The following is a 21,879-nucleotide window of genomic DNA, read 5'->3' as shown; positions in this document are numbered from 1 at the left end:
CCATCTCACTTTCCGAAGCGATGATCATGGATAATTCCACACTTCAAACACTACTCGCGGACCTCGGCGTTCAATTAAACGACTATCAGGGTTCCGACATATTCAGTATTTCACCGATTGACGGAAAGACTTTAGCCAGCTTACGCGCCGACAATGCAGAGGAAGTCCAAGCGCGCATCGCGCGTGCTCAAAGTGCATTTCAACACTGGCGCCAAGTGCCAGCGCCACGTCGTGGCGAACTGGTACGCTTGTTCGGCGAAGAACTGCGCACACACAAAGAAGCGCTGGGCAAAATAGTTACCCTTGAAGCAGGAAAAATTTTGCAAGAGGGTTTAGGCGAAGTACAAGAAATGATCGACATCTGCGATTTCGCCGTCGGCCTGTCTCGACAACTCTACGGTCTGACAATCGCCTCCGAACGGCCAGGTCACCGCATGATGGAACAATGGCATCCAATCGGCGTTGTTGGCGTCATTTCTGCATTCAATTTCCCGGTAGCGGTGTGGGCCTGGAATGCAGCACTAGCCTTTGTTTGTGGCAATAGCGTGACCTGGAAGCCATCTGAAAAAACACCATTAACCGCGATCGCTACCCACGCCCTGTTTATGAAAGCGGTAGCAAAATTTGGCAACGATGCACCAGCCGGGTTAGCAGAATTGATTATTGGCGGCCGTGAAACCGGCGCACAAATGGTTGAAGATAAGCGCGTCGCTCTGGTCAGTGCAACGGGATCAACACGTATGGGGCGCCAGGTCGCCGAAGTATGCGCCAAACGCCTTACCCGTACTATCCTTGAACTTGGTGGCAACAATGCGATGATCGTAGCACCAAGTGCCGATCTTGAAATGGCTGTAAGGGGAATTACATTCTCAGCAGTCGGTACCGCCGGGCAACGTTGCACAACATTGCGCCGTCTGTTTGTTCACGACAGCATTTATGATACGCTGGTACCACGTCTGAAGAAAATTTATGCTGGCCTGCCAATTGGCAATCCACTCGATAAGTCCACTTTGGTCGGACCACTCATTGATAGCGCCTCCTTCGATGCGATGCAGACTGCATTAGCAGCCGCAAAAAATGAACAGGGACAAGTGTTTGGTGGTGAACGTACCAGTGTTTCCGGATGTGAAGCCGGTTATTACGTACGTCCTGCATTAGTTGAAATGCCGACACAAACCCAATCGATGCACCATGAAACCTTCGCACCCATCATGTACATCGTACGCTACACCGATTTGCAACAAGCGATTGAATGGAACAATGAAGTGCCGCAAGGTTTATCTTCCTCCATTTTCACGACAGATATGCGTGAAGCTGAGCGTTTTGTTTCTGCTGTTGGAAGTGACTGTGGTATCGCCAACGTCAACATTGGCCCTTCTGGCGCAGAAATCGGTGGTGCTTTTGGGGGTGAAAAAGATACGGGTGGTGGTCGCGAATCAGGTTCCGACGCGTGGAAAGCATATATGCGTCGTTCTACAAATACATTCAACTACAGCAACGCATTACCGTTAGCACAGGGAATTAGTTTCGATATTTGAATTAGCCAGACAATCAACTTCATCTACTAGCTGCCAGATCGATCTGGCAGCTTTTTTTATTTATCACTCAATCGTATGATTTGTGGCATTTTCAGCTAAAATTCATTTAACATTTTACCGAAACTTGCATACCAGTTACTAATGCCCAAACGTTTCCTGCCATATTGCTTTCTCGTCTTATCATTTTTCATTTTGGGAATGAGTAACGTCTACAGCAGTGAAACCATCTACTATCCGCGCTCGACGGCCAAAATAGACCCCCACATTGACTACGTCCTTGATGTGTTAAAAGCTGCACTGCAAATATTTCCAGGCAAATACCAGCTAACGCCAAGCAGCATGGCCTACCCGCAAACACGTGCCATCAATGAGACCATTTCGCCAACGGGTGAACTAGATTTAGTTTGGACGATGTCGACCAATGAACGCGAATCCAAGTTAATTCCCATCCGAATTCCTCTCGACAAAGGAATGCTCGGCTGGCGCATCTCATTTGTCAGTAGCAAAAATAAAGATATACTAAAACCAATAAAATCATTGAGTGATTTGAATAAACTCGATGCTGGTCAAGTACACGATTGGCCAGATACAGATATTTTGCAAAGCAACAAAATCAATGTCATCACCTCATCTACCTATGAGGCACTATTCAAAATGTTAGAAGTGAATCGTTTTGATTATTTTCCAAGAGCAATATTTGAAATATGGGGTGAGCAGACCAGTCATTCCGATTTGAAGATAGCGATCGATGATCATATCGTCTTGCATTACCCAACGGCCTATTACTTTTTTGTTTCGCCGCGCCGAGCCGGTCTTGCCAAAGATCTCAAAAATGGCATGGAACATATTTTGGCTAGCGGACAATTTGAAAACATTTTCCAAAAATATCACAAGGAATCGACACGTAAAGCCGATATTCGACATCGGAACATCATAGAATTGAATAATCCGCTCTTAGACAGCAATAAATTGCCACTGAATCGACCAGAACTTTGGTTCAGTCCATAAAAAATAGCAACAAAATACCAAATGCAAAAAAAATCGCTCGACGGCATCACCCTCGAAAATATCCTTATTCACTTAGTTGATCAATATGGGTGGGACGGTTTAGCCGAAAAAATTCAGATCCGCTGCTTCATTTCCGATCCCAGTGTAAAATCCAGCCTGAAATTTTTACGCAAGACGGCTTGGGCGAGAGAAAAAGTGGAAAAACTGTATCTTGAATCCGAATAATCAAGATCATTGGTCAACTTCTACAGATTCTGAACCGCCTCGACGCAGCTCTTTCCCTCTGAAAAATCCAAAATCTGGCAGTACCTGACAAGATCACTCAAGTTTGCTATACTTGACCAAAATGCTCAACAACTCAGGGCATACAGAATTTTGTACCACAGGCACCGGAGCAACAGTATGCGCCTCACCACCAAAGGACGATTTGCCGTTACGGCCATGATAGATCTGGCATTGCGCCAGGACAAAGGTCCAGTCACGCTCGCTGGAATTAGTCAGCGGCAAGATATCTCTTTGTCTTATCTAGAGCAGTTATTTGGAAAATTGCGCCGCCATGAAATCGTAGAATCTGTACGAGGACCAGGAGGCGGCTACAATCTCGCCCGCAAAGCACAAAACGTCACCGTCGCCGATATTATCATCGCTGTCGACGAACCTCTTGATGCAACGCAATGCGGCGGCAAGGGTAACTGCCACGGCAGTGACCTGAGCAATGGACTGCACTGCATGACCCATGACTTATGGGCTACCCTCAACGCTAAAATGGTTGACTACCTTGATTCAGTTTCACTACAGGATCTGGTCAATCAACAAAAACAGAAAATCTCGGAAAACCAAGTCATTGTCGTGCATCAGTCGCATGTCAATCACACAGCTTCTTGAAAATTTGGAGTCTTGAATGAACGCACCACTGGAACAAAGTCTGCTGGACACACTGAAGTCACCACACTTCCCTATTTACATGGATTACTCCGCGACGACGCCTGTTGATCCGCGTGTTGCTGACAAAATGATCCCATTTTTACGCGCGCAATTTGGCAATCCAGCGTCACGCAGTCATATGTACGGCTGGGATGCGGAAGCAGCGGTTGAAGAAGCGCGCGGCAATGTTGCAGCGCTGGTCAACGCTGACCCACGCGAAATCGTCTGGACTTCCGGCGCGACTGAAAGTAATAACCTGGCATTAAAAGGTGCAGCCAATTTCTACAAGGCTAAAGGCAAGCACATAATTACAGTAAAAACTGAGCACAAAGCAGTGCTCGATACTGTGCGTGAACTCGAACGCCAAGGCTTTGAAGCGACCTATCTGCAGCCACAAGACAATGGCCTGATCACGATTGAACAGTTAAAAGAAGCAATTCGCCCTGACACTATTCTGGTTTCCGTCATGTGGGTCAATAACGAGATCGGCGTCATTCAGCCTATCGCTGAAATCGGCGAATTGTGTCGTGAACGCGGCATCGTCTTCCATTCCGACGCAGCGCAAGCAACAGGTAAAGTAGAAATCGATCTGGAAAAAGTAAAAGTTGATCTGGTTTCTTTCTCTGCCCACAAATCTTACGGACCTAAAGGCATTGGCGCTCTGTACATTCGCCGCAAGCCACGCGTACGCCTGGAGGCGCAAATGCACGGCGGCGGTCATGAACGCGGCTTCCGCTCCGGCACATTGGCTCCACATCAATGCGTGGGCATGGGCGAAGCCTTTCGCCTGGCAAAAGAAGAGATGGAAAGCGAGTTAAGCCACATTCGCGCCATGCGCGATCGTCTGGCGAATGGACTCAAAGAAATTGAAGAAACCTATGTCAATGGCGACATGGACCATCGTGTTCCGCATAATTTGAATGTCAGTTTCAACTATGTTGAAGGCGAATCACTGATCATGGCAATTAAAGACATCGCTGTCTCTTCTGGATCTGCATGTACTTCTGCCAGTTTGGAACCGTCGTACGTTTTACGTGCTTTAGGTCGCAGTGATGAATTAGCCCATAGCTCCATTCGCTTCACGATTGGCCGTTTCACAACAGAAGAAGACATCGACTTCTCCATCAATTTATTGAAAACTAAAGTCGAGAAATTGCGCGCTTTATCGCCACTGTGGGACATGTATAAAGACGGCATCGATATTTCGACCATTCAGTGGGCGGCACATTAATTAATTTCTGACTGAAAATAGTTTCATCAGAAGGCACAGAGCACAAATATTCAGGAGCATCAAAATGGCATACTCAGACAAAGTTTTAGATCACTACGAAAATCCACGTAACGTCGGCGCCTTTGAAAAAGGTGATGACAGCGTCGGTACTGGTATGGTTGGCGCACCAGCTTGCGGCGACGTCATGAAATTGCAGATCAAGGTTGGCGCAGATGGCGTAATCGAAGACGCTAAGTTCAAAACTTACGGCTGCGGTTCAGCAATTGCATCCTCCTCTTTGGTGACGGAATGGGTCAAAGGCAAAACGCTGGATCAAGCACTGGAAATCAAAAATACAGCCATCGCTGAAGAGTTGGCATTGCCACCGGTCAAAATCCACTGCTCCATTCTGGCAGAAGATGCGATCAAAGCAGCAGTACTTGATTACAAAAACAAGCATAGCGCAGCTTAAAAAAGTAGCGCGAAAACGCAGCGAAGAATTGATGTAGTAAAGATGGGGAGCAGCATGGCAATTACACTCACAGAAAAAGCAGCAAAACACGTGACTCGCTACATGGAACGTCGCGGCAAAGGCATAGGCCTACGCTTTGGCGTACGTACCACAGGCTGCTCAGGCATGGCGTATAAACTTGAATATGTAGACGAAGTAGGATCGGATGATTCAGTATTTGAATCACACGGCGTAAAAGTATTCGTTGATCCTAAAAGCTTGCCATACATCGATGGCACTGAACTTGACTTCGCACGCGAAGGGTTGAATGAAGGTTTTAAATTTTACAACCCTAATGTCAAAGACGAATGCGGCTGCGGCGAAAGTTTCCGCATCTAGCCCGTCAGAAGATTGTTATGCAAAACCATTTTGAGCTATTCCAGTTACCTCAACAATTTTCGCTGGACATGAATCAGCTCGATCGTGCGTATCACGAAGTGCAAAATCAAGTTCACCCTGATAAATTTGTACAAGCCAGTGACGCTGAGAAACGGGTTGCCATGCAATGGGCAACCCGCGCTAACGAAGCCTATCAGACACTCAAAAAACCGCTTAAGCGTGCAACTTATCTGTGTGAATTGCAAGGTGTAGATCTACAAACTGAATCCAACACCAGCATGCCTGCAAGTTTTTTAATGCAGCAAATGGAATGGCGCGAGGCATTCGACGATGCACGCCAGGCGAATGACCAAAATGCACTTTACGCACTGGAAAAAGAACTACGTAACGCTTTAAAAGCAAAATTACTGCAAGTCGGGAGCACACTGGACAAACCAGACTTTACCGCCGCTGCGCAAGAGATTCGCACTTGCATGTTTTTAGAAAAATTCATTGCTGATATCGCTGCACTGGAAGAGTAATTTCGATTAACCTTGCGCATCTTTTTGCGCCCATTTGATGGCTCGCCATCCTCCTCAGATACCATGGCTTTATTGCAGATTTCCGAACCAGGCATGTCCACCGCACCTCACCAACATCGTTTGGCGGTAGGCATAGATCTGGGCACGACCAATTCATTAGTTGCGACCGTACGCAATAGTATCCCCGAAGTTTTGAACGACGAAGAGGGCCGCCCACTATTGCCTTCAGTCGTTCGCTATTTACCGAATGGTCATGCGCACATAGGCTTTAAAGCTCAGGCAGAGCAAAGCAACGATCCAAAAAACACCATCGTCTCCGTCAAGCGTTTCATGGGGCGCGGCTTAAAAGATATCGCTTACACTGAGAATCTGCCTTACGATTTTCATGATGAGCCTGGTATGGTGCAGTTAAAAACGATTGCTGGTATTAAAAGCCCGGTAGAAATTTCCGCTCAGATTTTGTCGACGCTACGTCAACAAGCCGAAGACGCCTTAGGCGATGATCTGGTCGGCGCAGTCATCACAGTCCCGGCCTATTTTGACGACGCGCAACGTCAAGCGACCAAAGACGCTGCCAAACTCGCTGGTCTCAATGTACTACGTTTGCTGAATGAACCTACCGCTGCGGCGATTGCCTATGGCCTGGACAATGCCTCAGAGGGCACTTACGCTGTTTACGATTTAGGCGGCGGCACCTTTGACATCTCTATTTTAAAGATGAGCAAAGGCGTATTTGAGGTGTTGTCTACTGGTGGCGATTCTGCATTAGGCGGAGATGATTTTGACCATCGTCTGTTTTGCTGGATTTTACAAGAATCCAAATTGGCGCCACTATCCGACGAAGATACTAGCCTACTAATGGTCAAAGCACGTGAAGCCAAGGAAATTTTATCCAGCAAACCAAGCACCTTCATTGATGCCAAGCTCAATTCCGGTGAAACAGTGCATTTGCAAATTACTGCCAGCGTATTCGCAGAAATGACGCAAAATCTGGTCGTTAAAACCATTACACCGTGCCGCAAAGCCTTACGCGACGCAGGCTTATCCAGCGACGATATTGATGGCGTTGTGCTGGTTGGTGGTGCAACACGTATGCCACACGTACGCAAAGCGGTTGGTGAGTTCTTTGAAACCACCCCGCTCGCCAATATCGATCCAGATAAAGTCGTCGCACTTGGCGCAGCAATTCAAGCTAACTTATTGGCTGGCAACCGCGCACCGGGCGACGATTGGTTATTGCTGGATGTAATTCCACTGTCACTTGGTGTAGAAACCATGGGTGGATTAGTAGAAAAAGTAATTCCACGCAACTCAACAATTCCGTGTGCCCGTGCCCAGGAATTTACCACCTTCAAAGATGGTCAGACAGCAATGGCAATTCATGTGGTTCAGGGTGAACGGGAATTAGTCAGCGATTGCCGTTCATTAGCACGCTTTGAACTACGTGGAATTCCAGCAATGGCCGCAGGCGCTGCACGTATCCGCATCACTTATCAGGTTGATGCCGATGGTTTGCTTTCTGTCTCAGCAAGAGAACTGCGTTCTGGTGTCGAAGCGACAATTAATGTTAAACCGTCTTACGGCCTCGCCGATGACGATATCACACGTATGCTGCAAGATTCCTTCAGTTCTGCGGATGCCGACATGCAAATGCGCGCGCTGCGCGAAGAACAAGTCGAAGCAGAAAGAATATTGCTCGCCACACAATCTGCGCTAGACGCCGACCGTCATTTGATTTCAGAGGCGGAATTTGCAGTGATTGCACAGCTCATGCAAACAATCAGAATACAAATGCAGCAAGACAACCATGAGATGTTACACACTGCAATTTCCGATTTAGCAAGCGGCACGGAAGAATTTGCTGCACGCCGCATGGATCAGAGTGTCCGTAGCGCGTTGGCAGGAAAAAAATTGGATGACATTGCTTAATCAGCAAAAACAAGTACCGTTAATTCGCAGACAAATATCCAGATGCACGCAGTCTTGATCTGGGTATAAAAGCACCTACATAGACAAAAATCGAGAATAGCATGCCAAAAATTATCGTTCTACCCCACGCTCAGCTTTGCCCCGAAGGCGCGATTATTGAAGCTGATGAAGGAAAATCCTTATGCGAAGCCTTAGTTGAAAACGACGTGGAAATAGAACATGCGTGCGAAATGTCGTGCGCTTGCACCACCTGCCACGTCGTTATACGCGAGGGATTTCGATCACTAAACGGGTCAACTGACGACGAAGAGGACTTACTCGATGCTGCCTGGGGACTGGAAGCAACATCCAGACTATCTTGTCAGGTTAAATTAGGTCAACAAGACATCACCATCGAAATTCCGAAGTACACTATCAACCATGCGCGAGAAAATCACTAATGTGAGCTTCGAAGAGGTTCATCAAGGGACAACAAATGCAATGGTCTGACATCCATGAAATTGCCGCGGCTTTGTACGACAAATACCCGGATGTCAACCCTCTGATGGTGCGCTTTACTGATTTACATAACTGGGTAGTTGATTTGGACGGTTTCGACGACGATCACTTGCGGGGCGGAGAAAAAGTATTGGAAGCAATACAAATGGCGTGGATAGAGGAGACAAAATAAACTTTGTTGTTACATGTCAGTGCACGGACTATCATCTTCTTGCTCAAAATAAGAAAAACTCTTAGTATTTCTCGATTGTCTACGCATTGATAACCAAGTTGGTTGCAACTATTGCATATTTCTGACTAGGTTCATAAAAGCGAAGCGCATAGCGTGCCTTTTAGCAGCACCCCACAGAACAGCGACGCACAAGGATATTGCAATGCGGTTTAGATACATTTTTTCTGCCATTCGCAGCCGTATCACCCTCAGACTAGCTATTATTTTAGCAGTGGTTTTTGGACTCACTGTTCCAGCGACGTTCTTAATTCCGTATCACATCAACAGCATAGAAATCGCTGCCCGCGCGCGAAACGCCGAAGATCATAATCGCCTGGTCGAAATCTTGTCAGTCATTTTGAGCGAACCGCTATGGCAAATTACGCCTGAAATAGCAAATATTTCGAGCGAGGTGGTGTATTCCGATCCACGCGTAGCAACTATTGAGGTTATCACCCTCCCCGATAGAAAAGAATTTATTAAAAATAGCGTCCGACGCCAAACCCAAAAAGGGCCATTTACAACGATGGCACGCGAAATCAAGCATGGCGGTCAAGTCATCGGCGAGGTCCGTCTGACCCTGGCAGAAGATTTGCTGCAAGAAAGCCTACGTTCGGACTTCCGACGCTACGTGACGACTGCAGTACTGTCTTTATTCATGGCAATATTCTTCATTTTGCTGGTTCTTCAGTGGCGCCTGGTACAACCCGTCAGAATGCTCATGGACGAGTCTGACCGCCTCGCTAACGGCGAACTGAATGACCCGATTGCACTCAATCGCGAAGATGAACTGGGCCACCTTGCAAATAGTTTAGAAGCAACCCGACAAGCATTAAAACGCTCGTTTGGAGAACTTGAAGTAAAAAATCACCAGCTGCTCGAATATTCCGGCACACTAGAGTCCAAAGTGCGTCAACGCACGCAAGAGCTTGAAAGTGTGAATCAAAACCTGGAGGCAGCACTTAACAACGTTAATTCCGCACAAGCCGAACTTGCCCGCGTAGAGCGCATGGCCGCTTTAGGTTCCATGGTTGCGGGTGTCGCCCACGAACTCAATACCCCTCTTGGCAACTGTTTACTGGTCGCCAGTACTCTGGAGGAAGAAACCCGTCACCTACTGCAAATGGTGGAAGGAGGACAAATTAGACGCTCGGACCTCACACGATATGCCGTCACCGCTTTGGATTCAACTAAATTATTATTACGTGGTCTGCAACAATCTGCGCATTTAGTCGGAGATTTCAAACAAGTTGCGGTCGATCAATCGAGTGCTCAAAGACGCACTTTCGGTTTACTAGTCATGTTGCAAGAGCTGACTGCACTGCTCCACTCCAGCCTACGGAAAACACCTTTTACACTAGAATTGGATATTCCAGAAGATATCCAGCTTGATAGCTACCCTGGCTTACTTGGGCAAGTTTTCACCAACCTCGTCAACAATTCGGTGATCCATGGCTTGGAAGGACGCACAGAAGGACACATGCTTTGCACAGCAGAAAAGATGGGCGATTATGTCATGGTGATCTTTACTGACGATGGAAAAGGTATTCCATCAGAGATTATCAACCGGATTTTTGAGCCATTCTTCACCACCAAGTTTGGTCAAGGTGGAAGTGGACTAGGTTTAAGTATCACATTCAATATCATCACCAATGTTCTGGGCGGAACCATCCACGTATCCAGTGTACCGAACCGCGGTTCGAGATTTGAAATCAAGTTGCCGTTGATCGCGCCTGGCGATAGGGATGGCAAAGATCCACTGCTCAACGAGGGGTAATTACACTCAAAACGTCGTCATGTTTGCAGCCAGAGGATATAGAAAAAAGAAAATACGATCCTTGCTAGCACTAAGAACAGCTTAAAGTCCCGTCAATTGAATTACCGAATACGTGAAATGCAACATGAACTTTTTTGCGCACTGCAAAAAAAAGATCGAAAAGTCGTGGTTTTTATGACCGATAGAATCAGATGAAAGACGTGCATAAGGTATACTAACGCCTCTTTTCTTTTGCAACATCTTCAATACCTCATTCACCATGCGCCAATACCTCGACTTTATGCGTCACGTCCAAGAACACGGGGCAAAAAAAACTGACCGTACTGGCACTGGCACGGTATCCGTTTTTGGATACCAGATGCGCTTCGACCTTAACGAGGGTTTTCCTCTGGTCACCACCAAGAAATTGCACTTAAAGTCCATCATTCACGAATTGATCTGGTTTTTAGCTGGCTCAACCAATATCAAGTATCTGAAAGATAACGGCGTATCTATCTGGGATGACTGGGCGGATGAAAATGGTGATCTGGGACCAGTTTACGGATCCCAATGGCGGAACTGGCCTACCCCAGACGGGAAACACATCGATCAGATCACACAATTAATCGAGCAAATTAAGTCGAATCCTGATTCACGACGCTTAATCGTTTCAGCCTGGAATGTCGCAGATATTCCACAAATGAAGCTGCCACCATGTCACGCTTTGTTTCAGTTCTATGTCGCGGATGGAAAACTTTCTTGTCAGCTCTATCAACGTAGTGCTGATATCTTTCTTGGCGTGCCTTTCAATATTGCGTCGTATGCCTTACTGACACATATGATCGCCCAACAGACTGGCCTCGGGGTTGGCGAGTTCATCTGGACTGGCGGCGATTGTCATTTATACTCAAATCACATGGAACAAGTTGCAGAGCAGTTGGCGCGCAAACCATTCCCTTTGCCGAAACTCGTCATCAAACGTCAGCCGGCAAGTTTATTCGATTACCAATTTGATGATTTTGAATTTAGCAACTACGAATTCCATCCTCATATCAAGGCACCTGTTGCAGTTTGATACAAGGAATTCACTACAATGACATCATTAAGTATTATCGTTGCCATAGATAAACAACGAGGCATAGGTATCAACAATAGCCTTCCCTGGCACTTACCAGAGGATCTCGCTCACTTCAAAAAGAGCACTAGTGGTCACCCAATCATTATGGGCAGAAATACCTATGAGTCTATCGGGCGACCATTGCCGAACAGACGTAATATTGTCATCACCAGAAATCCGGAATGGCATCATGACGGCATTGAGATAGTGAACTCTTTGGAGCAAGCGCAGTCTGTAGTGAAAAACGAGGACGCATTTATTATTGGTGGCGCACAGATTTATCTGCAAGCGATGACCATGGCAGATAGTTTGCTCGTGACGGAAATTGATCAGGAATATCCATGTGACGCTTTTTTCCCGGCGATCGACACAAAATACTGGCAAGAAGTTGCAAGAGAAAAACATTATTCAGAAGCACAAAATTTGCATTACGCATTTGTAACTTATAAGAAAATTTAGGATTTTTATGTCTAGCGATGAATTTCACGTACACGGTCCGCACGATCACGAAGTTGAACATGCAGCAGCGCATGGTAACGACCAATTTGCCAGCCGCATTGCTGTAATGACAGCAATATTGGCAACAATTGGCGCTTTATTCGGTTATGAAGGTGGTGCTACACAAAACAATGCTGCGATGTACAAAAATGAAGCTGCGATTAAAAAAACGGAAGCATCAAATCAGTGGAATTTTTACCAATCCAAGTCCAACAAGCAAAATCTGGCTGAGTTAGCAATAAGCTTGCCTGGCACGGATGCCGAAAAATATAAAACAGAGGTCGCACGCTACAAGTCCGAAAAAGAAGAAATCAAGAAAAAAGCGGAAGAGTTAGAAGCTGAATCAAGCAAATGGGAAGAAGCCTCTGAATTAGAACTGCACCAACACCATCGCTGGGCTCAAGCGATGACAGCCGTGCAGATAGCAATATCGCTTGCAGCGATCACCCTACTCACCAAGAAAAAATGGCTGAACTTCGCCTCTTACGGTGTTGCAGGTGTTGGTGTAATATTGGCTTCACTTGCTTGGTTTCATATTTAAAATAAGAAAGAGAAATCAAAATGAAAAAGCTTTTAGGGCTTATCCTAGTCGCGTGCAGTTGCAACTCGTTTGCGCAAACGTCTGAATTTGTGCAAACTATTCCTGAATTCTATCTGCCGAAAGACGTTAATTTTTCTTTAGGTGGCATTGTACTGTTTACACCAAAATATGCCGGCTCTGACGAGCGTAAAGCAAAAATCTATCCTTGGCTGGATGCACAATGGAAAAATGGAGCGTTTTTCAGCAGCATTAATGGCTTGGGTTATAACTTTTCCAAAGATCCTACCATTCAGTATGGCTTGCGATTGGGTGTAGAACCAGCACGGGACGAGTCATCTTCGTCCAAGCTACAAGGTTTAGGTGATGTGGATACCACTATTGAACCTGGCGCATTTCTTAACTACAACATCAATCAAAACTATTCCCTGCTTTCGTCTATCCGCTATGGCTCCGGCACAAATCACAATGGATTGCAAACCAGCTTGGGAGCTCGCGTCACGACAGCTATCAGCGACCAACACCGGTTAACAGCAACGATCAGAGCAAATTGGGCTAATGCTTCATACATGCAGTCCTATTTTGGCGTTAACGATCAACAGTCTTTCAACAGCGGCTACTTACCATACATGCCGAGCTCAGGCCTGACTGATGTGAAATTAAGCACCAGTTGGCACTGGACTATCGATGCGAACTGGTCCTTAACAACAGGCGCCTCGGTCAGCCGGTATTCATCTGAAGTAACTAAGAGCCCGTTTGTATTTCAAAAGACACCGGTAACAGTTTTTTCAGCAGCGAGTTATCGTTTCTGATGCAGGATAAAAATATAGTCAGACTTTAGTCCTTACTCCAATAAAAATGAGCGCATCCTGCGCTCATTTTTATTTTGACGTACAGAAACGTTTAATTTCCAAACAAAATAAAATTTGCTTGAATTTAGATTTTGCGATGCAACATACGATGAGATTGTTCACTTCATGACATTCACATGAAATTGCGTCCCGAATGAAAAAAATGACCAATTTTTTCACATAAGCTACTACTTATCTGAGAGAATTCGGTACTTTTAGGACGGGCGTAAATGTCGTCAAGGACGATTTCACGCAAACCCTATTTTGAATTTTTCGGCGCGCAAGCGGTTGATTTAACTTGCCCAGGCGTCTCCCCCGTACCAAGTCTTTTGGAGACCACCATGAAATTCCGCTTCCCCATCGTCATCATTGACGAAGATTTCCGCTCAGAAAACACTTCCGGCCTGGGCATTCGTGCGCTGGCTGATGCCATCGAAACCGAAGGTATGGAAGTTCTGGGCGTTACCAGCTACGGCGATTTATCGCAATTTGCCCAACAACAATCACGTGCGTCTGCATTTATTTTATCCATCGACGATGAAGAGTTTGGTGCCGGCACATCCGAAGAGACAGATTACGCTCTAAAATCATTACGCGCTTTTGTGGAAGAAATTCGCTATAAAAATGCGGACATTCCTATTTATCTGTACGGCGAAACCCGCACTTCACGCCATATCCCAAATGATATTTTGCGGGAACTGCATGGCTTCATTCATATGTTTGAAGATACGCCAGAATTCGTGGCACGCCATATCATCCGTGAAGCGCGTGCATACCTGGATGGTCTCGCACCACCATTTTTCCGGGCTCTGGTTCATTACGCGAATGATGGCTCTTACTCTTGGCACTGCCCTGGACACTCAGGTGGAGTCGCATTCCTGAAGTCACCAATCGGCCAGATGTTCCACCAATTTTTTGGTGAAAACATGCTGCGTGCTGACGTTTGTAACGCGGTAGAAGAACTCGGTCAATTACTGGATCACACTGGCCCTGTCGCCGCTTCAGAGCGCAATGCTGCACGTATTTTTAATGCCGATCATTGCTACTTCGTAACCAACGGCACGTCCACTTCAAACAAGATGGTGTGGCACTCTACTGTTGCTCCTGGCGACATCGTAGTCGTTGACCGCAATTGCCACAAATCGATTCTGCACTCAATTATCATGTGTGGAGCGATTCCGGTATTTCTGATGCCGACACGTAATCATCTCGGCATTATTGGCCCTATCCCGCTGGAAGAATTCAGCATGGAGAGCATTCAAAGGAAAATTGAAGCCAATCCATTTGCTCGCGAAGCAAAAAATAAAAAGCCACGCATTTTAACGATCACACAGTCCACTTACGACGGTGTTTTGTACAACGTCGAAGTATTAAAGGATTTGCTAGATGGTCAAATCGACACTTTACATTTTGATGAAGCATGGTTGCCACATGCAACGTTCCATGACTTCTACAAAGATATGCACGCTATCGGCAAAGACCGTCCACGTGCAAAAGAGTCGATGATTTTCTCTACCCAATCAACCCACAAGTTGTTGGCAGGCATTTCTCAAGCATCGCAAATTTTAGTGCGTGAATCAGAAACACGCAAACTCGATAAAGATAGCTTCAATGAAGCGTATCTGATGCACACCTCAACGTCCCCACAATACTCGATTATCGCTTCTTGCGACGTCGCTGCCGCCATGATGGAAGCACCCGGCGGCACTGCGTTGGTTGAAGAATCGATTCTGGAAGCCTTGGATTTCCGTCGTGCGATGCGTAAAGTCGACCAGGAATGGGGTAAAGATTGGTGGTTCCAGGTCTGGGGTCCTGAAGAATTTGCGGAAGACGGCATTGGCTCCCGCGAAGACTGGATTATTCGTGCCGAAGACGATTGGCATGGTTTTGGCAAATTAGCCGCTGGCTTCAACATGCTCGACCCGATCAAAGCCACCATCGTGACTCCGGGCTTGTCACTCGAAGGTAAATTTGGCGAAACTGGCATTCCCGCATCGATCGTTACTAAATATCTGGCGGAACACGGCGTTATTGTCGAAAAATGCGGTCTATACTCATTCTTCATCATGTTCACGATTGGCATCACTAAAGGTCGCTGGAATACTTTGTTGACTGCGCTTCAGCAGTTCAAAGATGACTACGACAAAAATCAACCAATCTGGCGCATTTTGCCTGAGTTTGCAGCGGCCAATCCGCGCTATGAAGGTGCTGGCTTGAAAGACTTGTGCCAAGGCATCCATGAAGCCTACAAAGGCCACGATGTTGCACGCCTGACGACCGAGATGTATTTATCTGACATGCAACCAGCAATGAAGCCATCAGATGCTTTTGCGATGATGGCGCACCGTGAAATTGAACGTGTTTCAATCGATGAATTAGAGGGACGCGTTACTGCGATCTTGTTGACGCCATACCCACCAGGTATTCCACTCTTGATTCCTGGCGAACGCTTCAACCGTACCATTGTTGACTACTTGCGTTTTGTGCGCGATTTCAATGAGAAATTCCCTGGCTTTGAAACTGACTGCCATGGCTTGGTCAAGGCTGAAGTGGATGGCAAACGCGGATATTTTGTTGATTGCGTAAAGGCAACCGCAGCAAGTAATAAATAAATACGTTCGTCATGGCGATTTAGTGTTGCAAAAAAGACCTGAAAACAAAGAGTTTTAAGGTCTTTTTTATTTTAACCAGCAAGAAAAATCCGCATAATCTATTATTTAAAAACATAGACAATATAGACTTTGTTAATTTCGCGTCATTCTGGAGTAAGATCCACTCAGAACAAAAATATCTCACACATAAAAAATGGAAATAAAAAATGGGTGAAGTGCAAGGATTAATGCCTCTTAAGCATGCAGAGATCAGCGTCGGGCAAACCATCGATTGGACAATATATAATCAGGATGGGAAGGTATTATTTGATGCTGGCGTACACGTTGAAGACCAACAACAACTCAATCATCTGATGGAAGTTGGCTACTGTGAAGCGGATAAACTTTGGGACAGCATTCCCTCTAAAGTCGTTGTGCCAGAAAAGCTGGCGCAAGAAGTTACCCAACAAAAAGCACCAGAGGAACTCAATAAAGAATCAGTCATTGAGCTAGATAGTGTACGTTGGACGGTTGGCGAAGTTTTTTACTTACAAACCCATGATCAGGCTGCAACCCGCTATACAGTAAGACTGATCGGCTACGTCAAAGGTAAATCTTTAATGGTGACTGCACCAATGGCTCATGGTCAGGCAGTCATAATACGCGAAGGTCAAACCTTTATTATTCGTGCATTTCCAGGCAAAAAAGCCTATGCATTTACGGCATCCCTAGTGAAATATGTATATTCACCGCACGATTATTTACATCTGAGCTACCCCAAACAAGTCAGAGCAACCACAATACGTCAGGGCGCACGCGCAACCGTGAAAATCATCGCATCGGTGACAATTGGCGATCCCGAGCAAACAGCTGCTGCCACGTTAGGCGATCTGAGCATGGGTGGGACTTCCGGCATTATTAAAAAACAGCTGGGAAAAAAAGGCGACATTGGCATCATCAAATTCAAAGTTAATGCCGCCGGAACCGACGAATACTTAACCTTAAAAACGATACTCCGCTCAATTGCTCCGACGGAGAACAGCGCTGAGTTTCGCCATGGGTTTGAATTCGTCGAAGTGACACCGCAAGCGAAGCTAATTTTATCCGCGTTCGTGCATCAAACTTTAGCCGAAATGGATTAATTCCCGGGAACCAAAACCCACCAAGGCCAGCGGTGTTTACTCCTCTTTGTCCGTCGACATGCTCTGTTGCGCAGCGAGAGCCCTCAGCTTATCCTTTTTGCTCGGGCGACGGCCTTTGACGCCGCCGTTCACATCCGAAACCTTCGCCGCCTGTATTGGCAACTCCAGCGCCTCAAAACCAGGAATCGATTCCAGTCTGACATCCACTCCCTGCTTACGCCCGATCAAAGAAAAATGTGAATGAGAATCAGCTGTAACAAAACTCAATGCCAAGCCATTTGCACCAGCCCGTCCTGTGCGCCCTATTCTATGCGTGTAATCATCACTGGATCGTGGCAAGTCAAAATTGACGACCACCGGTAAGTCTTCGATATCAATACCCCTCGCAGCAACGTCCGTTGCAACCACTACTTTAACTCGGGACGCCTTAAAATCGGCCAACACCTGCGTTCGCTTACCTTGACTCAATTCACCATGAAACGGCTCGGCAGAAATATCTAATCTTCGTAATTTGGTCGCGATTAACTCCGCAGAGTATTTAGTCGCCACAAATACCAACACCCTTTTCCAGCCTTCCATCTTAATCAAATGTCGTAGCAACTGCGTGCGACGCGACGCATCCACCGAAATTGCTCGCTGAAGAATATCAGGCTTAGCCGTTTCTGTTGCCGGAACCTGAATACGTACCGGCGATTGACATAGTTTTGTCGCCAACTCGTTCAGTAGTGGCGCAAATGTGGCTGAGAATAAGAGATTCTGGCGTGCGACGGGCAACAGATTTAATATACGTTGCAACTCTTCTGCAAAACCCAATTCCAATAAACGATCCGCCTCATCCAACACCAAGGAGCGGACGAAAGACAATGACAGCGCATTATGATCGATTAAATCAAGTAAGCGCCCTGGTGTCGCAATCACAATATCTGCACCACCACGCAAATGCAGCATTTGCGGATTGATTGAGACCCCACCAAACAAGACTGCTAATTTGACAGATGGCGTACTATTTTTAATTAAGGCTTCCAACGTTGCGGCAACTTGTGTCGCTAACTCTCTGGTTGGCACCAAAATCAAATGCTGAATCACTCTCGGCCGTACCGATTTCTTCAAAGACTGTACCAACGGAGCACAAAACGCTAAAGTCTTACCAGAACCAGTTTGCGCTTCAGCAATGACGTCATGCCCTTGGAGGATATGTGGAATCGCCGCACTTTGAATAGGCGTAGGATCAGAGTAGTGTTGCCCACCAATAGCGAGCAAGATTTCGGGCGAAAGCCCCAGGGTAGAAAATGACATGGAAAAAAACTTTACTGGAGGAGAGCGATATTATGCCGCATTCCATGGTGAGGGTCTCGATTCACCAACATGGCAAATCGACCAAACAGAAAACGAACTTTTTATTTAGACGGAGTATCGAAATTGTATGCGACGCCACATGACTTATCGATTATTGGGAATCCCCGTCTATACATCTGCAATTACTTTGCTTGTTTTTGAGCCGTTTCGCGATCACGCTCCATCACTTTGAGCAAACGCTGCAAAGCCTGAGACTCCAAAGAAATACGTTGCAGTGTCGGCAAATATTCTCTTCGTTCAACCTTTATCCGCTTTAGGCAATCATTCACAAAGAAGGTGTTATAACAGTGATGTTCCGAAACCACATACCAGTTTTCCAGACGATCCTCTGCGGACTGACTTTCCTTGATGGCAATCTCTGCTACTTCATTACTTTGAATACTACCCGCAGGATAACGTTCATCGAGTGCATGAACCAGTTGCGCAATTTCAACCAACTCCTGCTTACCATCTTCTGCGAGTACATTTGCACTGGCGTTAAGCATGCCTATGGCAAATAAACATCTGGCCATATTATTATAAGAAATTTTTGAAAGTATTTTCATCAAGTCAATGAGTCAGTGAATCAGCAAGTTGGCGTTGATCGGCATCCATATACTCTTTGGATTGCATCTCAATAATACGCGATACAGTTCGGTGAAATTCGTTAGATAAGGTACCTTGAGTATATAACAACTCCGGTGCTACTTCAGCCGACATAATTAGTTTTACTTTATTATCGTAAAACACGTCAATCAACCAGGTAAAACGGCGTGCTTCAGACGACATGGCGGCCGACATCGCAGGAATCGACGACAAGATAACAGTATGAAAACGACTGGCGATTTCAAGATAATCATTTTGCGAACGGGGCCCGCCACACAAAGTATGAAAATCAAACCAAATAACACCCCCGGCACGTCTTAAAGACTTTAAATTGCGGCCTTCAATATCGACGAGTGGATCTTCATCTTTAGTGTCAGCAATGCGTGCAAAACTGTCACGCAGTGCTTTGTCCGTCGCAGCATTAAGTGGCGTCAGATAAGCCTGCACCTGTTCCAAAGCGCGCTTGCGATAGTCATTCCCCGAATCGACGTTCAAAATATCAAGACGCTCGTTGAGCAATGCAATCGTCGGCAACATGCGATCACGATGCAAACCCTCGGGATATAAAGTCTCAGGTTGATAATTAGAGGTCATCACAAAGGAGACACCATTATCAAATAAGGCTTTAAGTAAGTTATAGAGCAACATCGCATCAGCTACGTCTGACACATGGAACTCGTCGAAGCATATCAGGCGATATTTTTTTGCAATTTGACGCGCCACTTCGTCAAGTGGATTGGCAACACCTTTCAACTCATCTAATTGACGGTGAACCGAGCGCATAAACTCATGAAAATGCAGACGCGTTTTACGAACCACCGGCACTACAGAATAAAAGCTATCCATCAAGAATGACTTGCCGCGCCCCACCCCACCCCACATATAAACGCCACGGGGAACTTCCGGACGGGTAATCATGCGCGTCAGTTTATTGGCACGCTTTCCTTTGTAATACACCCAATCCTCATAGGATTTTTGCAGGCGATCAACGGCACGTTTCTGCGCCTCATCGGCTGTGAAACCGCGTTGTGTTAACGCATCCTGATAAAACTCTTGAACATCCATAGTCTGTTTTTTCAAGTTACCTTGACGAGCGAACAATGCCGATCGCTTCAGGTCTCATTATTCTGCGCAAAGCGCGTAATTTTACTTAAGCCACTTTAACTAATTACAGTGGCAATGGTGAATCATTTCAAGCACTTAATCGACGCTATCGAAGATCCGTTCCCGGGCTAATGGCTTTGAAACAAAAATGGACGAGTACCCGACTCGTCCATTTCGCTAAGGCTTACTTACGCGCACTCAGCATATATTGCCACATTAAATCAGAAATTCAATGAACGCTTATCGACGGCCAAAGCCGCTTCTTTCGTCGCTTCAGACAACGATGGATGTGCGTGGCAAATACGTGCAATATCTTCAGAAGAAGCACGGAACTCCATTGCAACCACTGCTTCGGAAATCAATTCAGACGCCATTGGACCAACAATATGTACGCCCAAAATTTCATCGGTTGTCGCATCAGCCAGGAATTTCACCATACCTGATGTATCGCCCAAAGCACGTGCACGACCATTCGCCATAAATGGGAAAATGCCTGCTTTGTATGCAACGCCATCAGCCTTCAATTGCTGTTCAGTACGACCAACCCAAGCAATTTCCGGCGACGTGTAAATGACCCAAGGAATCGTGTTGAAGTTGACATGGCCGTGTTGACCAGCGATACGTTCAGCGACCGCAACACCCTCTTCTTCCGCTTTATGTGCCAGCATAGGACCGCGTACCACGTCACCCACCGCCCAAACGTTAGGCAGATTTGTTTTGCAATCACCATCAACAGCAATGAAACCACGCTCGTCCAGTTCCAAACCAACGCCTTCGGCATTTAAACCGTTTGTATTTGGTGTACGACCGATAGAGATAATCAGCTTATCGAACACCGCTTTGTGTTCAGCGCCTTTATCATCGGTGTAATTAACAGTAACGTCTTTACCGCTATTAACGATTTCGCCAATTTTTACGCCAAGGTTGATCGACAAACCTTGTTTCACAAACAGTTTGTGCGCTTCTTTAGCGATTTGCTCATCGACTGCGCCCAGGAAAGTTGGCAGAGCTTCGAGGACTGTCACTTCGGAACCCAAACGACGCCATACGCTACCCATTTCCAGACCGATAACGCCCGCGCCAATCACACCGAGTTTTTTCGGTGTTTCAGCAATATTCAGCGCGCCCTCGTTGGACAACACGTTGACCTCATCAAACGGCGTACCTGGCAGAGCACGTGCGTTAGAACCAGTCGCAACGATGATGTGCTTACCTGTAATTGTTTCTTCGGTTTTGCCAGCAACTTTGATTTCGTAACCGGCAGCATCGGCCTTAACGAAAGAACCGTGACCATGGAAGAAAGTTACTTTATTCTTTTTGAATAAGAACAAAATACCGTCATTGTTTTGCTTAACGATGGTGTTCTTGCGACCCAACATTTTCGCCACGTCCATACCCAGACCCGAGACCTGAATACCATGATCAGCAAATGCATGACCAGCGTGCTCAAAGTGTTCGGAAGATTGCAACAATGCTTTTGATGGAATGCAACCTACGTTGGTGCAAGTACCACCAGGTGCCGGACCACCTTTTTCGTTAGTCCACGCATCGATACATGCAGTAGAAAAACCGAGTTGTGCGGCACGAATTGCCGCAATATAGCCACCAGGACCACCGCCGATAACGACGACATCAAATTGTTTACTCATGAA

The 21,879-nt window shown here is 46.3% G+C and carries 22 protein-coding genes; 18 read left to right on the top strand and 4 right to left on the bottom strand.

Going from position 1 to position 21,879, the window contains the following annotated elements:
• Positions 1-26: 26 nt before the first annotated feature.
• From ACO0KY_RS09600 to ACO0KY_RS09515, 18 genes are all read left to right on the top strand, one after another.
• A complete protein-coding gene (locus ACO0KY_RS09600; protein ID WP_423045573.1) occupies positions 27-1,538 on the top strand; it encodes an aldehyde dehydrogenase family protein in 1,512 nt (503 codons plus the stop codon).
• 198 nt (positions 1,539-1,736) lie between these two features.
• The gene (locus tag ACO0KY_RS09595) at positions 1,737-2,546 is read left to right on the top strand and encodes a hypothetical protein (protein WP_423045571.1); all 810 of its coding nucleotides are present in this window, start codon (positions 1,737-1,739) and stop codon (positions 2,544-2,546) included.
• Between the two features lie 21 nt (positions 2,547-2,567).
• Complete coding sequence (locus ACO0KY_RS09590) at positions 2,568-2,771, top strand: VF530 family DNA-binding protein (protein ID WP_423045569.1); 204 nt, start codon at positions 2,568-2,570, stop codon at positions 2,769-2,771.
• 177 nt (positions 2,772-2,948) lie between these two features.
• Complete coding sequence (iscR, locus tag ACO0KY_RS09585; protein ID WP_186910733.1) at positions 2,949-3,431, top strand: Fe-S cluster assembly transcriptional regulator IscR; 483 nt, start codon at positions 2,949-2,951, stop codon at positions 3,429-3,431.
• Between the two features lie 16 nt (positions 3,432-3,447).
• On the top strand, positions 3,448-4,701 hold the full coding sequence (locus ACO0KY_RS09580; protein ID WP_186910732.1) for an IscS subfamily cysteine desulfurase: 1,254 nt from the start codon (positions 3,448-3,450) through the stop codon (positions 4,699-4,701).
• 64 nt (positions 4,702-4,765) lie between these two features.
• Entirely contained in the window at positions 4,766-5,152 is a 387-nt protein-coding gene (iscU, locus tag ACO0KY_RS09575) for a Fe-S cluster assembly scaffold IscU (RefSeq protein WP_186910731.1), read from the top strand.
• 54 nt (positions 5,153-5,206) lie between these two features.
• The gene (gene iscA, locus ACO0KY_RS09570; RefSeq protein WP_186910730.1) at positions 5,207-5,530 is read left to right on the top strand and encodes an iron-sulfur cluster assembly protein IscA; all 324 of its coding nucleotides are present in this window, start codon (positions 5,207-5,209) and stop codon (positions 5,528-5,530) included.
• Positions 5,531-5,547: 17 nt separating this feature from the next.
• Complete coding sequence (gene hscB, locus ACO0KY_RS09565) at positions 5,548-6,051, top strand: Fe-S protein assembly co-chaperone HscB (protein WP_423045565.1); 504 nt, start codon at positions 5,548-5,550, stop codon at positions 6,049-6,051.
• Between the two features lie 63 nt (positions 6,052-6,114).
• Positions 6,115-7,980 carry a Fe-S protein assembly chaperone HscA gene (gene hscA, locus ACO0KY_RS09560; RefSeq protein WP_423045657.1) on the top strand — a complete coding sequence of 622 codons (1,866 nt, stop codon included), beginning with the start codon at positions 6,115-6,117 and terminating at the stop codon, positions 7,978-7,980.
• Positions 7,981-8,081: 101 nt separating this feature from the next.
• Positions 8,082-8,420 (top strand): ISC system 2Fe-2S type ferredoxin, encoded by a 339-nt coding sequence (gene fdx, locus ACO0KY_RS09555; RefSeq protein WP_423045563.1) that lies wholly within the window; start codon positions 8,082-8,084, stop codon positions 8,418-8,420.
• Positions 8,421-8,455: 35 nt separating this feature from the next.
• Positions 8,456-8,650, top strand: a complete 195-nt coding sequence (gene iscX, locus ACO0KY_RS09550; protein ID WP_423045561.1) for a Fe-S cluster assembly protein IscX — start codon at positions 8,456-8,458, stop codon at positions 8,648-8,650.
• A gap of 202 nt (positions 8,651-8,852) precedes the next feature.
• Entirely contained in the window at positions 8,853-10,466 is a 1,614-nt protein-coding gene (locus ACO0KY_RS09545; RefSeq protein ID WP_186910726.1) for a sensor histidine kinase, read from the top strand.
• A 259-nt stretch (positions 10,467-10,725) separates the two neighbouring features.
• Positions 10,726-11,520 (top strand): thymidylate synthase, encoded by a 795-nt coding sequence (locus tag ACO0KY_RS09540; protein ID WP_423045558.1) that lies wholly within the window; start codon positions 10,726-10,728, stop codon positions 11,518-11,520.
• Positions 11,521-11,538: 18 nt separating this feature from the next.
• Positions 11,539-12,021 (top strand): dihydrofolate reductase, encoded by a 483-nt coding sequence (locus tag ACO0KY_RS09535; RefSeq protein WP_186910724.1) that lies wholly within the window; start codon positions 11,539-11,541, stop codon positions 12,019-12,021.
• A gap of 7 nt (positions 12,022-12,028) precedes the next feature.
• Positions 12,029-12,601: a DUF4337 domain-containing protein gene (locus tag ACO0KY_RS09530; RefSeq protein WP_186910723.1), complete on the top strand. Its 573-nt coding sequence runs from the start codon at positions 12,029-12,031 to the stop codon at positions 12,599-12,601.
• A gap of 20 nt (positions 12,602-12,621) precedes the next feature.
• A complete protein-coding gene (locus tag ACO0KY_RS09525; protein ID WP_423045555.1) occupies positions 12,622-13,410 on the top strand; it encodes a MipA/OmpV family protein in 789 nt (262 codons plus the stop codon).
• A 380-nt stretch (positions 13,411-13,790) separates the two neighbouring features.
• A complete protein-coding gene (locus ACO0KY_RS09520; protein WP_423045553.1) occupies positions 13,791-16,061 on the top strand; it encodes an Orn/Lys/Arg decarboxylase N-terminal domain-containing protein in 2,271 nt (756 codons plus the stop codon).
• Positions 16,062-16,267: 206 nt separating this feature from the next.
• Positions 16,268-17,182: a flagellar brake protein gene (locus ACO0KY_RS09515; protein ID WP_423045551.1), complete on the top strand. Its 915-nt coding sequence runs from the start codon at positions 16,268-16,270 to the stop codon at positions 17,180-17,182.
• A gap of 36 nt (positions 17,183-17,218) precedes the next feature.
• Here the strand turns inward: ACO0KY_RS09515 and ACO0KY_RS09510 are convergent, their stop codons facing one another.
• The 4 genes from ACO0KY_RS09510 to lpdA all read right to left on the bottom strand — a co-directional run bounded on the left by ACO0KY_RS09510 (position 17,219) and on the right by lpdA (position 21,876).
• On the bottom strand, positions 17,219-18,478 hold the full coding sequence (locus ACO0KY_RS09510) for a DEAD/DEAH box helicase (RefSeq protein ID WP_423045549.1): 1,260 nt from the start codon (positions 18,476-18,478) through the stop codon (positions 17,219-17,221).
• Between the two features lie 182 nt (positions 18,479-18,660).
• Positions 18,661-19,050, bottom strand: coding sequence for a hypothetical protein (locus ACO0KY_RS09505; protein WP_423045547.1), 390 nt, complete (start codon positions 19,048-19,050; stop codon positions 18,661-18,663).
• Positions 19,051-19,087: 37 nt separating this feature from the next.
• On the bottom strand, positions 19,088-20,188 hold the full coding sequence (zapE, locus tag ACO0KY_RS09500) for a cell division protein ZapE (RefSeq protein WP_186910717.1): 1,101 nt from the start codon (positions 20,186-20,188) through the stop codon (positions 19,088-19,090).
• Positions 20,189-20,448: 260 nt separating this feature from the next.
• Positions 20,449-21,876 (bottom strand): dihydrolipoyl dehydrogenase, encoded by a 1,428-nt coding sequence (lpdA, locus tag ACO0KY_RS09495; protein ID WP_423045544.1) that lies wholly within the window; start codon positions 21,874-21,876, stop codon positions 20,449-20,451.
• Between the last annotated feature and the right edge of the window lie 3 nt (positions 21,877-21,879).

It is taken from the genome of Undibacterium sp. Dicai25W, assembly GCF_049340505.1.
Lineage (GTDB): Bacteria > Pseudomonadota > Gammaproteobacteria > Burkholderiales > Burkholderiaceae_D > Undibacterium > Undibacterium jejuense.
The sequence above is the reverse complement of the archived record's forward strand: the minus strand, read 5'-3'. Positions and strand labels throughout refer to the sequence as shown.